The organism is Psychrobacter sp. CoH-33_TS_01 (assembly GCF_058189395.1).
Genome location: NZ_JBVGQI010000025.1, coordinates 1 through 913 on the forward strand (window position 1 = coordinate 1; position 913 = coordinate 913).

Sequence of the window (913 nt, forward strand, 5' to 3'; positions counted from 1 at the left end):
CTATAGTCTAATCCAAATAAAACAGATACAATACTTTTAACAATTGCATTTAATGAAATAAACGATGACCTATTCAATCGACTATCGCAAACAAGTACTGCGTAGCATTAAAGACGGCATGACCATTCGAGAAGCTGCGCTTTTTTATGGACTTAGTACCAGCACCATTCATAGTTGGCAGCAGAATTTAGCTCCTAAAACCACCAGAAATAAAGCACCGACTAAAATACCTGATGACGCCTTGATTGAAGACGTAAAAAAATACCCAGATGATTATAACTATGAAAGAGCTCGTCGCTTGAACTGTAGTAAAACGGGCATCTTCAATGCTTTAAAGCGTCTTGGTATCAGTCAAAAAAAAGACCTTAGAACATCCAAAAGCGTGTCCGATAAAAAGAGCGATATTCCAGAGTAGGCTTGATCGCTTTACGCAGCAAGGCTATCCCATTATCTATATGGATGAAAGCGGCTTTGAGGCTGAAACCATTCGTTCTCATGGCTATTCACCGATTGGTAAACCTTGTATTGATCGCTATAACTGGCAAGCAAAGAAGCGTACTAATGTCATCGGAGCTCTCTATGAAAAAATGCTGTTCGCGCTTGATTACTTTGAGACAAATATCAATAGCAATATATTTTATGACTGGTGTAAGTTCACGCTAATTCCAAGTCTCAAGACTAAATGCGTGATCGTTATGGATAACGCTCGGTTTCATAAAAGCAGACGTATCCAAAAACTACTCAACAGACATGGTCATCGTATTCTTTGGCTGCCGCCGTACAGTCCTGATCTGAACCCTATCGAGAAAAAATGGGCACAGGCTAAGTTTCTGCGCCAAGGATGGATGGAGAATAATCTACCTAAACTGTTTCATGATATGGGCTGTATCGATTTTATAAAGACTTAACTATA

At 39.3% G+C, this 913-nt stretch carries 2 protein-coding genes; both read left to right on the forward strand.

Translation table 11 applies throughout. The features are described from left to right. Positions 1-64: 64 nt before the first annotated feature. Positions 65-415: an IS630 transposase-related protein gene (locus tag ACZ2XM_RS15390; RefSeq protein WP_490589845.1), complete on the forward strand. Its 351-nt coding sequence runs from the start codon at positions 65-67 to the stop codon at positions 413-415. Next, on the forward strand, positions 342-908 hold the full coding sequence (locus ACZ2XM_RS15395; protein ID WP_490589846.1) for an IS630 family transposase: 567 nt from the start codon (positions 342-344) through the stop codon (positions 906-908). The genes ACZ2XM_RS15390 and ACZ2XM_RS15395 overlap by 74 nt, the downstream gene beginning before the upstream one ends. Positions 909-913: the final 5 nt, after the last annotated feature.